The organism is Pseudomonas sp. B14-6, assembly GCF_013260315.1.
GTDB lineage: Bacteria > Pseudomonadota > Gammaproteobacteria > Pseudomonadales > Pseudomonadaceae > Aquipseudomonas > Aquipseudomonas mandelii.
The window spans coordinates 906,355-919,164 of sequence record NZ_CP053929.1; the positions used below are offsets into that span (position 1 = coordinate 906,355).

At 61.7% G+C, this 12,810-nt stretch carries 10 protein-coding genes and 1 pseudogene; 1 reads left to right on the plus strand and 10 read right to left on the minus strand.

Annotated elements, in window-relative coordinates; genetic code table 11:
• Window positions 1-26: 26 nt before the first annotated feature.
• The 8 genes and pseudogenes from HP062_RS04140 to arnB form a co-directional block, all read right to left on the minus strand.
• A pseudogene (locus HP062_RS04140) lies at window positions 27-1,408 on the minus strand (UDP-glucose/GDP-mannose dehydrogenase family protein); the annotation flags it as partial.
• Window positions 1,405-1,806: a 4-amino-4-deoxy-L-arabinose-phosphoundecaprenol flippase subunit ArnF gene (gene arnF / locus HP062_RS04145; protein ID WP_172790873.1), complete on the minus strand. Its 402-nt coding sequence runs from the start codon at window positions 1,804-1,806 to the stop codon at window positions 1,405-1,407. The gene arnF and the pseudogene HP062_RS04140, both read right to left, overlap by 4 nt.
• Entirely contained in the window at window positions 1,803-2,147 is a 345-nt protein-coding gene (gene arnE / locus HP062_RS04150) for a 4-amino-4-deoxy-L-arabinose-phosphoundecaprenol flippase subunit ArnE (protein ID WP_010460060.1), read from the minus strand. Before arnE ends, arnF begins: the two co-directional genes overlap by 4 nt.
• Entirely contained in the window at window positions 2,144-3,793 is a 1,650-nt protein-coding gene (gene arnT, locus HP062_RS04155; protein ID WP_172790874.1) for a lipid IV(A) 4-amino-4-deoxy-L-arabinosyltransferase, read from the minus strand. Before arnT ends, arnE begins: the two co-directional genes overlap by 4 nt.
• Window positions 3,790-4,674 carry a 4-deoxy-4-formamido-L-arabinose-phosphoundecaprenol deformylase gene (arnD, locus tag HP062_RS04160; RefSeq protein ID WP_172790875.1) on the minus strand — a complete coding sequence of 295 codons (885 nt, stop codon included), beginning with the start codon at window positions 4,672-4,674 and terminating at the stop codon, window positions 3,790-3,792. Before arnD ends, arnT begins: the two co-directional genes overlap by 4 nt.
• Window positions 4,674-6,680, minus strand: a complete 2,007-nt coding sequence (gene arnA, locus HP062_RS04165; RefSeq protein WP_172790876.1) for a bifunctional UDP-4-amino-4-deoxy-L-arabinose formyltransferase/UDP-glucuronic acid oxidase ArnA — start codon at window positions 6,678-6,680, stop codon at window positions 4,674-4,676. Before arnA ends, arnD begins: the two co-directional genes overlap by 1 nt.
• On the minus strand, window positions 6,677-7,696 hold the full coding sequence (arnC, locus tag HP062_RS04170; RefSeq protein WP_172790877.1) for an undecaprenyl-phosphate 4-deoxy-4-formamido-L-arabinose transferase: 1,020 nt from the start codon (window positions 7,694-7,696) through the stop codon (window positions 6,677-6,679). Before arnC ends, arnA begins: the two co-directional genes overlap by 4 nt.
• A complete protein-coding gene (gene arnB, locus HP062_RS04175) occupies window positions 7,693-8,841 on the minus strand; it encodes a UDP-4-amino-4-deoxy-L-arabinose aminotransferase (protein WP_172790878.1) in 1,149 nt (382 codons plus the stop codon). The genes arnC and arnB overlap by 4 nt, the downstream gene beginning before the upstream one ends.
• Before the next feature lie 402 nt (window positions 8,842-9,243).
• Between arnB and xerC the strand changes: the two genes are divergently transcribed.
• Window positions 9,244-10,134 (plus strand): tyrosine recombinase XerC, encoded by an 891-nt coding sequence (xerC, locus tag HP062_RS04180; RefSeq protein WP_010460071.1) that lies wholly within the window; start codon window positions 9,244-9,246, stop codon window positions 10,132-10,134.
• 10 nt (window positions 10,135-10,144) lie between these two features.
• Here the strand turns inward: xerC and HP062_RS04185 are convergent, their stop codons facing one another.
• A complete protein-coding gene (locus HP062_RS04185; protein ID WP_172790879.1) occupies window positions 10,145-11,215 on the minus strand; it encodes an ABC transporter ATP-binding protein in 1,071 nt (356 codons plus the stop codon).
• Window positions 11,212-12,810 carry an ABC transporter permease gene (locus tag HP062_RS04190; RefSeq protein ID WP_372242834.1) on the minus strand — a complete coding sequence of 533 codons (1,599 nt, stop codon included), beginning with the start codon at window positions 12,808-12,810 and terminating at the stop codon, window positions 11,212-11,214. Before HP062_RS04190 ends, HP062_RS04185 begins: the two co-directional genes overlap by 4 nt.

Below are 12,810 nucleotides of genomic sequence, written 5' to 3' on the forward strand. Positions count from 1 at the left end.
TGCCGGCGTATGGGCGCCGATACGGCGATCAAGCGACGACCTGATTCGCGGGCCACTGCTGGAACGGAATCGGCAATTTGCGTGATTCCCCACGGCCTATCGGGAAGTACAGGAAACCGCTGCGTGCCAGGCGTTCGGCGTCGTACAAATTGCGTCCGTCGAAGATCACCGGCGCCTTCAACCGTTGCTGGATCAGGTTGAAATCGGGGGCCTTGAACTGCTGCCATTCGGTGCAAATGATCAGCGCGTCGGCACCGGCTAATACCGATTCCGGTGTGCCCATCAGCATCAACTTCGACTCCTCGGGATACAGGTGCTGGGTTTCCTGCATGGCTTCCGGGTCGAATGCGCGCACGCTGGCGCCGGCGGCCCACAGTGATTCCAGCAGCACCCGGCTCGGCGCATCACGCATGTCATCGGTGTTGGGTTTGAAGGCCAGGCCCCACACGGCGAAGGTCTTGCCGCGCAAGTCACCCTTGTAGAACGCGTTGATACGCTCGAACAGCTTGTGCTTCTGCCGCTGATTGATCGCTTCCACCGCTTGCAACAGGTCGCTGGAGCAGTGCGCCTCTTCGGCGCTGTGAATCAGCGCGCGCATGTCTTTGGGGAAACACGAACCGCCATACCCGCAGCCGGGGTAGATGAAGTGGTAACCGATGCGCGAGTCGGCGCCGATGCCCAGGCGCACCGATTCGATGTCCGCACCCAGATGCTCGGCCAGTTCGGCGATCTGGTTGATGAAGCTGATCTTGGTGGCCAGCATGCAGTTGGCGGCGTACTTGGTCAGCTCGGCGCTGCGCAGGTCCATGAACATGATGCGGTCGTGGTTGCGATTGAACGGCGCGTAAAGGTCGCGCATCACGTCGCGCACGTCATCGCTGTCGCAGCCGATGACGATCCGGTCCGGGCGCCGGCAGTCCGCCACGGCCGAACCTTCCTTCAGAAATTCGGGGTTGGAGACGATATCGAACTGCAGCAAGCGGCCGACCTTGATCAGGCACTTGTCGATATGCGCTCGCAAGGTGTCGCCCGTGCCCACCGGTACCGTGGATTTCTCCACCAGAATCACCGGCTGCTCACGATGCCGTGCAACCGCTTCGCCCACCGACAACACGTAACGCAGGTCCGCCGAGCCATCGTCCCGGGACGGTGTACCGACCGCGATAAACAGCACCTGACCATGCTGCACCGCGAGTTTTTCATCGGTGGTGAATTGCAGGCGTTTGGCTTCCAGGCTTTCGCGCACCAGGCTGGCCAGCCCCGGTTCGAAAATGCTCACGTGGCCTTGTTGCAGCAATTCGACTTTCTTCTCGTCAATGTCCATGCAGACCACGTCGTGGCCGACTTCCGCCAGGACGGCGGCTTGCACCAGGCCAACGTAACCGCTACCAAATACACTGATTTTCATGAGGCACTCCTGCGTTCGGGCGCGCGAGCCGGACGTGAGTTGATGGTGATGACTCCGAGCATGACCAGGGCCACGCCGATGGTTTTTGTAACGCTGAACGCTTCGTTGAACACCGGCAGGCTGGCGGCCAGCAGATACACCAGCGCGTAGCTGATGCTCAGCAGCGAATAGGCCCGGCCCAGCGGCACATCCCGCAGGGCGGCGAGCCAGGACAGCATTGAAACTCCGTAGGCCAGAATCGCTCCCAGCACCACGGCGACCGCCGCTGGATCGATGCTGGAAGTCAGTAGATGTTCGGGGGACGGCAGGCGCGTCATGCTCCAGCGCATGCCCAACTGCGCCGCGCTGCCGAGCAGCACGCTGCCCATGGCGAAGGTGATTCCGCGACGCAGGCTCATGCGTGTTGCCCCAGCAGAATCACACCGCCGATCACCAGCGCCACGCCCAGCCAGTGCCGGCGGTCGATGGGCTCGTGGAAGACAAACCGGGCGATCAGGGTAATCAGCACGAAATTCAGGCTGAGCATCGGGTAGGCAATGCCGACTTCAAGGCGCTGCAACACCAGCAGCCAGACCAGCAAACCCAACCCCAGCGCAGCGAGTGCCAGCCACAACCACGGCGAGCGCAGTTTCTCGCCCCAGGCTGACGGCTTCGCCCGCCAACTGTCGACGGCGTACTTCTGGGCGATCTGGCCCAGGCAGGTCAGCAGGCACGCGGCCAACAGCAGGAGCAGGCTCATGACGCACCCTGAGGAAAGATCAGAATCACCAGATTGCCTTGTTCATAGCGCTTGCCATCCTTGGGCAGCCGTTCGATTTCTTGCAGCTCGTCCTCACCCTTGACCCGCATCACCACGCCGACCGAGCCGCTCTGACGGGCGTTGCGCATCCACTGCTGAACCTGATCGGGATCGACGCGCTGCTGCACCGAGTCAGGATAAGCAAGGCCATATTTCAGTTCGCCTATCGTGTTGTACAACGCCACGTCCGGGCGCTTCAGACGCCAGGCCAGGGCAGCCGCGGCGCCGAGATCGTTGCTCAACAGTTTCCCGGTCTGCGCCAGTTCATCGGAGTGATGGCGGATGAACTGGTCGGGCATCTTGTTGGCCACCACCGAGTCGGGCAGCCCGGCGGGCAGCAGACCGATCAGCAGCAGGCTGCCGAAGGCCGGTGCGGCCCAGCATTGCAGGGGTCTGAAAGCTTGCAGCAGGTTGGCCATGATCCAGCCGATCAGGCCGATGAACACCAGCACCAGGTTGTGCAGTTCATGGTTATACAGCGGCTTTTTCAGTTGCAGGTAGACCAGGGCGAGCAGGGCGGTCAGCCCCAGCAGCAAGTTCAGCAAACCGTTGAGGCCCAGGACCCGGCCTTGCTCCAGCTTGAGTCGGTCGGCCAGGGTATGCCCCAACAGCAAGGCCAATGGCAGCAGGCAGGGCAAGATGTAGCTCGGCAATTTGCCGTTGCTCAGGCTGAAAAACAGCAGCGGCATCACTAGCCACAGCAGCAGAAAACCAATGCGGACCTGGCCACGGGTTGTCCATGCTTGCCGCAACGCCGACGGCAGCAATGCCACCCACGGCAGACTGAACGCCACCAGCAACGGCAAATAGAACCACCACGGCGCGTCATGCTGGGCGTCGTCACCGGCAAAGCGACGGATGTGTTCGTGCCAGAAGAAAAATCGCCAGTAATCGGGTTGCTGCGAGTGAATCGCCAGCGCCCACGGCAGACTGACCGCAATAGCCACGATGATCGCCACGGGGCCGTAGACCAGCAGCTCACGCCAGCGTTTTTGCCAAATCATGAAGGGCAGGGCGATCAGCACCGGCAGTAACCAGGCGAGAAAGCCCTTGGTCATGAATCCAATGCCGCAGGCCACCCCCAGCACCGCCCAACCGGTCAGGCGCGGACCCCGGCGGTCGCTGTCGAGCGCGAACCATAACGCGACCAGGCTCAGATTGACCCAGAAGGTGAATTGCGGGTCGAGATTGGCGTAGCCGGCCTGGCCCGCGACCACGGTGAAACTCATGTACAGCAACGCACAGGCAAAGCTTTTGCGCGGTTCGTTCCACAAACGACGGGCGATCAGAAAACACAACAACACACTCAGGCCCATGCTCAGCGCCGAGGCAAAGCGCACTCCAAACAGGTTCTGGCCAAACAAGGCCTGGCTGGCCGCAATCACCCAGTACCCGGCTGCCGGTTTTTCGAAATAGCGCAGGCCCATGAAATGCGGCGATACCCAGTCGCCGCTCAGGAGCATGCCTTGGCTGATCTGCGCATAGCGGGTTTCATCGGGAATCCATAAGCCGTGGCTGCCCAACGGCAACAGATACGCCAACAGAAAAAAACCCAATAGCAGCGGCAGTCCCCAGCGTCTGCTCATGCGCCTTGCACTCCCAGCCAGCCTTCCCGGCCTTCGAGTTGGCCGCGCACGACCCGGCCCGCTGGCAAGGCGCCCGGGGCTGCGGGAAGCAGGTCGCCCAAGGGTTTAAAGCCGATACCACGCTGGCGCGCATCGGCCAGCAGTTGACGGAAATCGTTGGCCATCAGAATCCCTTCTACTTCGGCGTGGATCGTGTAGACGTTGAGTTTTTCAGCGGAGAATTGGTCGAGGATGAACCCGTTGAAGTCTTTGGCTGCGACGGCAGGGCCCACCACTTCATCGAAGGTCGGCAGGTCCACCGGAATCTGCGGCGCCCCCAAGCCACCGCCGGCCAACCTTGGTTGGAACAGGCTCTGGCCGCGGCAATCGCTGTTGTAGCGAAAGCCGAAGGCCTGCTTGGCCTCGATCACGCGTTCGTCCGCACGCCAACCGGCCGACGCCGAGCACTCGACGGCTTGCCCGAGGATGTCGCTGAGGGTGTCGACGCCCTGGCGGATCTGTTCGATCAGCTGCGCCTCGCTCCAACGCCCGGCATTGGCCTGCCAGCCATGGTGATCCCAGGCGTGCAGACCGACTTCATGGCCCGCATCCCGGGCCTGACGCATCAAGTGCCCGAGGTCGCGGCCGATCGGTTTGCCCGGCCAGGCCGTGCCGGCCAGCAGAATGTCCCAGCCGTACAGGCCGGCCGCGTTGGAACGGAGCATTTTCCAGAGGAATTGCGGGCGGATCAGGCGCCACAGATGGCGCCCCATATTGTCCGGCCCGACACTGAAGAAAAACGTCGCCTTGACCTGCGCTTCATCGAGGATTTCCAGCAGTCGCGGCACCCCCTCACGGGTGCCCCGGTAAGTGTCGACATCGATCCGAAGGCCTGCCCGCATCAGCATGATTCTTCTTTGGAGTGCTCGGCTATTTCGAGCATGGCCTCGCGCAGGAAGAAATCCAGGGTGTTGCCGATGGTCTCGCTCATCTCCACCGTCGGCGTCCAGTCCAGCAGGCGCTTGGCGTTGGCGATGCTCGGTTTGCGGTGGGACACGTCCTGGTAGCCGGTGCCGTAGAACGCCTTGCTTTCCACGTCGCGGAAACCAGCGAACGGCGGGAAGTTGGCGCGCAACGGGTGCGCTTCGAATTGACGCAACAGTTCTTCGCCCAACTGACGAATGCTGGCCTCGTTGTCCGGGTTGCCGATGTTGATGATCTGGCCATTGCAGGCATCGTTCTCGTTGTCGATGATCCGTGCCAGCGCTTCGACGCCGTCGGCAATGTCAGTAAAGCAGCGTTTCTGCTCGCCGCCGTCGAACAGGCGAATCGGCGTGCCTTCCACCAGGTTCAGGATCAGTTGGGTGATGGCCCGGGAGCTGCCGATCCGCGCCGAGTCCAGCCGGTCGAGGCGCGGGCCCATCCAGTTGAAAGGACGGAACAGGGTGAAGTTCAGGCCTTTCTGGCCGTAAGCCCAGATCACCCGGTCGAGCAACTGTTTGGAGATCGAGTAGATCCAGCGTTGCTTGTTGATCGGGCCGACGACGAGGTTGGAGCTGTCTTCGTCGAAGTTCTGGTCCTGGCACATGCCATACACTTCGGAGGTCGACGGGAAGATCACGCGCTTGTTGTATTTGACGCAGTAGCGCACCAGTTTCAGGTTCTCTTCGAAGTCCAGTTCGAACACCCGCAGCGGGTTGCGGGTGTATTCGATTGGCGTGGCTATCGCCACCAGCGGCAGGATCACGTCGCACTTCTTGATGTGGTATTCGATCCACTCGGAGTGAATGCTGATGTCGCCTTCGACGAAGTGAAAACGCGGATGGCTGCGCAAGCGGTCAATGGCATCGGAGCCGATATCGAGGCCGTACACCTCGTATCGGTCGTCGCGCAAAAGCCGCTCGGACAGGTGATTGCCGATGAAGCCGTTGACGCCCAGGATCAGCACCCGAGTGCGGCGTGGCGCGCGGCCGGACTCGGCGCCACGCAACACGGAACCGTCGACCAGCCCCAGTTCACTGGCCAGTTGCGGACCGCTCAGGTACAAGCCGTTGTCGTTACGCTGGCCGGAGGTGATGACCAAAGAGTCTTCGCCACAGGCAATGCGCAGCGGATCGACGCTGATGACCCGGCCCGGTGCCAGGCCCGCGTTGCCCTTGGCAACTTCTGCGCTCCAGACGATCAGCTTGTGTTCGCCGACGGCACAGAACGCGCCTGGGTACGGCTGGGTGACGGCGCGAACCAGGTTGAACAGATCTTCGGCGGGGCGCTTCCATACAAGCTTGCCGTCGGCCGGGGTGCGACGTCCGAATACCGTGGCTTTGGATTCGTCCTGCGGGGTTTCGCTGACGGTGCCTTGACGCAACGCCGGCAAGGCATCGCGCAGCAGGTCGATGGCGGCCACACGCAATTTGCCGTGCAGGCTCAGCGCCGTGTCGCTGCGTTCAATGGCCACCCGTTGCTGGGCGATGATTGCGCCGGCGTCGGCGCGCTTGACCATACGGTGAAGGGTCACGCCGGTTTCACTTTCACCGTTGACCAGCACCCAGTTGGCCGGTGCACGACCCCGATAGCGTGGCAACAACGAACCGTGCAAGTTGAACGCGCCTTTGCGTGCCGTGGCCAACAGCGGTTCGCTCAGCAGCTGGCGGTAGTAGAACGAGAACAGGTAATCGGGTTTCAGCTTGCTGATGCGCTCGATCCACAACGGATGGTTGGCATCTTCCGGGGCATGAACCGGGATGCCCTTGCGCGCACACAGTTGCGCCACGGAGGCGTAAAACGCGTTTTCCTTCGGATCATCGGCGTGGGTAAACACCGCGGCGATCTCGAAGCCTGAGTCGAGCAGGGTTTCGATGCCGGCACAGCCGATATCGTGATAGGCGAAGACAACAGCTTTTGCGCTCATGAGAGAACCTGATCGGAAGAAGTGTTAGTGAGGCCGTCGACGGTGACAACGGGTGCTGGCGTGGCGGGTTGGCTACGCAGGACTTTCTCGACGAAGAATCGGGGGCGGGCGCGGACGTCGCTGTACATGCGGCCCAGGTATTCGCCCAACAGGCCCATGCCGATGAACTGCCCGCCGGTGAACACAAACAGCACGGCGAACAACACGAATGTGCCGTCGCCGGCCCATTCGGCGCCGAACACCAGGCGCAGGACGATCAAAGCCGTGGCGAACAGCAAGCCGAGTCCGGCCATGGCGAAGCCGACGATGCTCAGCAACCGCAGCGGCGTGGTGGTCATGCAGGTGATCAGGTCGAACATCAGGTTGACCAGGCGCATGGGGCTGTATTTGGATTCGCCGTGTTCACGTTCGGCGTGGGTCACCAGGATCTCCGTGGTGTGCCGGGCAAAGCTGTTGGCCAGGATCGGAATGAAGGTGCTGCGTTCGCGGCAGGCGAGCATCGCGTCGACAATGCTGCGGCGGTAGGCGCGCATCATGCAGCCGTAATCGCTCATGGCCACACCGGTCGAGCGCTGCACGGCCAGGTTGATCAGCTTCGACGGCCAGCGGCGCAGCGCGGAGTCCTGGCGGTTGTTGCGTACCGTGGCAACCACGTCATAGCCCAGCTCGGCCTGCGCCACCAGGCGAGGGATTTCTTCCGGCGGGTTTTGCAGGTCGGCGTCGAGGGTGATCCCCACATCACCTTTGCACTGCTCGAAACCGGCCATGATTGCCGCGTGCTGGCCGTAGTTGCGGTTGAGAATGACCGCCACCACCGGGCTGCACTCTCGATTGGCGGCCTCCTCGAGGATTTGTGCGGAGTTGTCGCGGCTGCCGTCATCAACCAGCACGATTTCATAGTCATGGCGCAACAAACGGCAGGCCGCTTCGGTCCGCCTGAGCAGCTCGGGCAGGCTGTCCTGTTCGTTGTAGACCGGGATGACGATCGACACGCAACGGATCGGATACGGTTTCACAGGCTTTTTTCCAGTGTGTTTTCGATGGCGTCGACGACACGATTGACGTCATCGAGGGTCATGTCGGGGAACAACGGAATCGAGCACAGGCGCTCCGAGTTCCATTCGGTGTTGGGCAGGTGAAGGTCAGGGAAACGCTGGCGGTACCAGGTGTGCAGGTGCGTGGCGATGAAGTGAATGCCGGTGCCGATGTTCTGTTCCTGCAAGGCCCTCATGAAGGCATCGCGATCCAGTCCGCAACGCTCGGCGTCGATGCGCAGGACGAACAGGTGCCACGCGTGCCGCTGCGGATACGTCGGGATGGCCAGCGGTTGCACCGGTAAACCTTCGAGGCGTTGCAGGTAGGTGCGCGCCAGCTCGGTGCGCTTGGCGTTGATCGCACCCAGACGCTCCAGCTGCACCAGGGCGATGGCGGCATTGATGTCGGCCAGGTTGTATTTGAAACCCGGCTCCATCACTTGTGCCTGAGGTCTGCGACCGTGGGTCAGCCGATCGTAGGCATCAACGCCCAGCCCATGAAACTTGAGCATGCGTACCCGGTTGGCCAACGCGGTGTCGTCGCTGACGAACATCGCGCCCTCGGCGCAGGTCATGTTCTTGATCGCGTGGAACGAGAAGATCGCCGTGCCTTTCGCGCCGACATGTCGACCTTTATAGAAGGTGCCTGCTGCATGGGCGGCGTCTTCGATGACTGGGATGCCGTGTTTGTCGGCCAATGCGTAAAGTGGATCAAGGTCGAAGGCGGCACCGGCGTAATGCACCGGAATGATTGCCCGGGTGCGCGGCGTGATCGCCGCCTCGATGCTGGCCAGGTCACACATGAGCGTGTCGCGGTCAACGTCGACAAAGACCGGTTTGGCACCCAACAGGCAAATCATGTTGGCCGTGGACACCCAGGTCTGGGATGGCGTGATGACTTCATCCCCCGCACCGATTCCCAAGGCCAGTAACGTGATATGCATACCACCAGTGGCCGAAGAAAGTGCAACGGCATGACGGCAGCCGACATAGTGGGCAAATTGCTCTTCCAGTTGCTGGGTTTTCGGCCCGGTAGTGATCCAGCCGGAGCGCAATACTTGCTCTACGGCTGCGATTTCCTCATCGCCGATAGTCGGGCGGGAGAAGGGGAGAAACGCCTCATTCATAAGAATCTCCGGGCGAACGGCTTCCTTCAGCAAAATCGCCGAAAGAAGCGTGTTTTCAAGGGGTTGACTACCGGAGCAGGAAGCCATCAATTGACTTTCCGGGCCGCGACCGGCAGCGTGACGACCCACAAGGGCTCGTCGGGTTGATTGAAGGTTATGCCCGATTTTGTGAAAGGAACATGAAAAACCGGTCTTCGAATCGTTTATCTGAAAGTCATACAGCCACTGTTCAGACTTCTGCCGTTTATCGCGATTTTTAGAAGAGAAGTCCTGCGGAAGTGTTCCCCTTTATATGAACAATGTTTCAATCCTTAGTTGTTTTTACTGAATTGTTTCCACTCAAGGCCGTTTCGTTTGATTGACTTAGTTAATACCCACTCTGTTGCTTCGAAGACCAACCCGATGACTGTCTACCTGGCCCGACTGGCGCCCTCCAGTCAGTTGACCATGCGCTACGTTTTGCAGGATGCGGCCGACCGTTTGGGTTTCGAAGACATGAACGTCGAGGAGATTCCCTGGCATCAGCTCCAACCCGACAATGTGATTGCGCTGGTCGCAGCGCTGCGTGAAGACGGGTACGCACCGAATACCTCGTCGCTGTACGTCAATGCGGTACGCGGGGTGATGAACGAAGCGTGGCGCATGAGCCTGATCAGTCAGGAACACTTGCTGAAAATGCGCTCGGTGAAAGGGATTGCCGGCACGCGTCTGTCCCAGGGGCGCAACCTCAGGCGCTCGCTGATTCAGGAGATGATGGCGGTGTGTGCCGCCGACCCGCGTCCTCAAGGCTTGAGAGACGCCGCCATCATCGGGATTTTGTACGGTTCGGGAATGCGCAAATCCGAGTCGGTGAACCTGGACCTGTCACAGGTGGATTTCAGCGAGCGCAGCTTGCGGGTCACCGCCAAGGGCAACAAGCAGTTGATCAAATACGCCCCGGCCTGGGCCTTTGAAAAACTGCAGGCCTGGCTGGAACTGCGCCGTTCGCACCTCAAGGAAGGCGAGGTGGACGACCCGTTCCTGTTCAACCGCATCCGTCGCGGCAGCCACATCACCCGCGAGCGCATCACCAAACACGCGATCTATTACATCGCCCGGCAGCGCGGTGCGCAGGTCGGGGTAAAGATCATGCCGCATGATTTCCGGCGCTCGTTCATCACCCGGGTGATCGAAGAGCATGACCTGTCGATCGCGCAAAAACTCGCTCATCACAGCAACATCCAGACGACGGCCAACTACGATGTGCGCGACGACAACGAGCGGCGTCGGGCGGTTGACCGCTTCGATCTCTGATGGACTTGATTCACGGTTCACTCAGCACATGGGCATGGCCGATGGTTGATACGTGAACCTCGCTGCCAGCGGGCGGCGCGTACAGGCCAGAGCTGCGCACCATCAGTGATCGACCGTGCGGGTCGCCGGCGACGGCAGGCTGCAACTCCACGGTCAAGGTGCAGGTGTTGCCGCTGAAATCCCGCTCGGTCACCACGGCGCGGCACCCGGCGACTTCGGTCGGGCTGGGCTGGATGCTGACCAGTTGCAGCTGCTCGGGGCGCAGCATGATCTGCGCCGCATTGTTATTACGGTGGTTGTTAACCGGAATACGGCCCAGATCGCAATGGGCCCACCCGGCCTCGATCCTGGCGGGCATGACCACGGCATCTCCAAGAAACAGCGCAGTTTGTTCGTCGTCGGGATAGCGGTAAAGGTCCAGCGGATGGCCCGACTGCACCAGCCGGCCGTCACGCATTACCGCTAACTGATCGGCGAACGACAAGGCTTCGCTCTGGTCATGGGTGACCAGGATGGTGGTGACGCCGGCGTCGGACAGCAATCGCGCGACCATTTTGCGCATTTCGCCCCGCAGGCCGGTATCAAGGGCCGAAAACGGCTCATCCAGCAACATCAGCCGTGGTTGCTGCGCCAACGCACGCGCCAGCGCCACTCGCTGTTGCTGACCGCCGGAAAGCTCATGGGGCCAACGTTGGGCCATGCTCGAGTCGAGGGCCACGCTGTCCATCAACTCAGCGATTCGCTGGTGCTTCGCCTCGCCTTTGGTCGACAGCCCGAAACCGATATTGGCGGCCACCGTCATGTGCGGGAACAGCGCGCCGTCCTGGGGGACATAGCCGATCAAGCGCTGATGCGCCGGGACTTCATGGGTGTCGTCGACGAGTGTCTGGCCGTCGAGCGAAATACTGCCCGTGTCCGGGAATTCGAAACCGGCGATCATCCGCAGCAACGTGGTTTTGCCGGAACCCGAGGGGCCAACGATGACTGTCCGGCTGCCTTTTGGCACCGACAAGCTGACGTTCTCCAGCGCTCGCTGAGAACCGTAATATTTGCAGATCGCGTGCAGTTCCAGAGCGTTCATCGTCCAGCCGTTCGTTTGGATTGGTAATAAAGAATTGCGGTCAACGGAAGCGACAGCACAATCATCAGCAGGGCGTAGGGCGCCGCGGCGGCATAGTCGATTTCGCTGGTCATGGCCCAGAAACCGGTGGCCAGGGTGCGCGTGCCGTTGGGGGCGAGCAGCAGGGTCGCGGTCAGCTCATTGGTGATCGCCAGAAACACCAGCGCGGCACCGGCGGCGGCACCGGGCGCGGCCAGGCGCAGGGTGATCAGCCACAGTGCCCGCGCAGGCGAGCGGCCGAGGCTGCGCGCCATGTTTTCCAGTTCGACCGGTGCCTGCGCGATGCCCGCACGCAAACTCACCAGGGCGCGGGGCAAAAACATCAGCAGATACGCCAACAGGACGGTGATCGTGGTCTGGTAGATCGGTCGGGCGAAATGGATGGTGATAGTCACCAACGCCAGGGCCACGACGATGCCGGGCAATGAACTGGTGATGTAATTGCAGCTTTCCAGCAACCGCTGCAGCCGACCCGGCGAGCGAATCGACAGCCAGGCGATCGGGATGGCGGCGCAGGTGGTCAGGACTGCGCCGCAAATCCCCAGCAGCAGGGTTTGTTCCAGCGCCGGCACAAGCTCTGCCAAGTCCCAGACTTGCGGGCCGCCCGCGATCAGCCATTTGCCCAAGGTGATCAGCGGCACACCCAAGGCCAGGGCGCAGGTGGTGATTTGCAGCATCAACCCCAGCACCGTGGCTTGAGCGTCCAGGCGCACCACCCGTTGTTCACGCGCGCTGCCGGAACCGACCCGGGCGTAACGCGCCGTACCGCGAGCGGCCGATTCGGCGGTCAGCATCACCAGGCAACACAGGGCGAGCACGCTGGCCAGCATGTGGGCAGCGGGGCCGTTGAAGGTGGATTTGAACTGATCGAAGATCGCCGTGGTGAAGGTGTCGAAGCGGATCATCGCGTACAGGCCATATTCGGCCAGCAGGTGCAGGCCCACGAGCAACGCACCGCCACAGATGGCCAGGCGCAGTTGCGGCAACACCACCCGGAAAAAGATCGCCCAGGGCTTGAGCCCCAGGGATTCGGCCACGTCTTCGATCGCCGGGTCGAGCCGGCGCAACGTCGCTGCAATCGGCAAGTACAGGAACGGGAAGTAGGCGATCACCGAGACCAGAACCCCGGCAAACAGGCCGTGAATCGGTGGTACCAGGCTGACCCAGGCATAGCTGTGCACGAAGGCCGGCACCGCCAGCGGCGCGATCGCCAGCAACGACCAGCCACGTCGCCCGGGCAGGTTGGTGCGCTCCGTCAACCAGGCCAGGGCCAGGCCCAGGCTGATGCACAACGGAATCGTGATCACCACCAGCAACACGGTGTTGATCAGTAACTCGCCGACCCGAGGCCGGAACACCAGCGGCACCAGCGTTGCCCAGCCGGTTTGTATCGACACGCCGATGACGAAGGCAATCGGCATCAGTGCCAGCAACGACACCAGCACCGACAAACCGATTACCCAGGCGCCACCGCGACCGGCGAAGACGCCACGGGTGCGTCGTCGCAGGTTGACGGGTATCGCCGCAGGGATACCGGTTGGCAGGGATTCAGGGAT

Bases quoted from the DNA above. Each gene is read 5' to 3' on its own strand.
- arnF (WP_172790873.1), bottom strand. From the start codon at position 1,806: ATGAGCCTGCGTCGCGGAATCACCTTCGCCATGGGCAGCGTGCTGCTC.
- arnE (WP_010460060.1), bottom strand. From the start codon at position 2,147: ATGAGCCTGCTCCTGCTGTTGGCCGCGTGCCTGCTGACCTGCCTGGGC.
- arnT (WP_172790874.1), bottom strand. From the start codon at position 3,793: ATGAGCAGACGCTGGGGACTGCCGCTGCTATTGGGTTTTTTTCTGTTG.
- arnD (WP_172790875.1), bottom strand. From the start codon at position 4,674: ATGCGGGCAGGCCTTCGGATCGATGTCGACACTTACCGGGGCACCCGT.
- arnA (WP_172790876.1), bottom strand. From the start codon at position 6,680: ATGAGCGCAAAAGCTGTTGTCTTCGCCTATCACGATATCGGCTGTGCC.
- arnB (WP_172790878.1), bottom strand. From the start codon at position 8,841: ATGAATGAGGCGTTTCTCCCCTTCTCCCGCCCGACTATCGGCGATGAG.
- xerC (WP_010460071.1), top strand. From the start codon at position 9,244: ATGACTGTCTACCTGGCCCGACTGGCGCCCTCCAGTCAGTTGACCATG.
- HP062_RS04185 (WP_172790879.1), bottom strand. From the start codon at position 11,215: ATGAACGCTCTGGAACTGCACGCGATCTGCAAATATTACGGTTCTCAG.